This is a genomic window from Neisseria sp. P0021.S007, assembly GCF_051956855.1.
In genome coordinates, this window is sequence record NZ_JBQCXA010000878.1 from 1 (window position 1) to 573 (window position 573).

The window sequence follows — 573 nt, forward strand, 5'->3', positions numbered from 1 at the left end:
AGCCAATACTGGATTAGGTTTGTATTCTTCACATGGTGTTGCGAACATCATGTGTAAGAAGTTTTCAGCATAGGAAAGGTTATTTTTTGGATAATTGAACGGCAGACCGTTGGAATAACGGTAACACATTGCTGCAATTGTCGGGATTTTGGAGATTAAGCGGTAAATCGCAATTTTGCGGTGTTCAGGATTGGCAATATCCAAGCTGTCTTGATAGAAAGCAGACAAAGCGCCAACCACGCCAACCATCATCGCCATCGGATGCGCATCGCGACGGAAACCGCGGAAGAACCAAGTCAGCTGCTCATGCAGCATAGTATGGCGACCGACTGTGGCATCAAATTCTTTTTTCTGTTCAGGGGTAGGCAGTTCGCCGTAAATCAACAGGTAGCAAACTTCCAAGTAATCGGATTTTTCGGCCAACTGCTCGATAGGATAACCACGGTAATACAACAGACCTTCATCGCCATCAATATAAGTGATTTTGGATTCGCAACTTGCAGTTGACACGAATCCGGGGTCGAAGGAAAACAGACCTGTATTTTTTGTCAAAGCACGAATATCAACCACATC

At 44.7% G+C, this 573-nt stretch carries 1 protein-coding gene; it reads right to left on the reverse strand.

Translation table 11 applies throughout. The features are described 5' to 3' along the window. Positions 1-573 (reverse strand): citrate/2-methylcitrate synthase (locus ACTHUR_RS16485; RefSeq protein WP_440399757.1); only part of this gene is annotated, 573 nt, incomplete at both ends.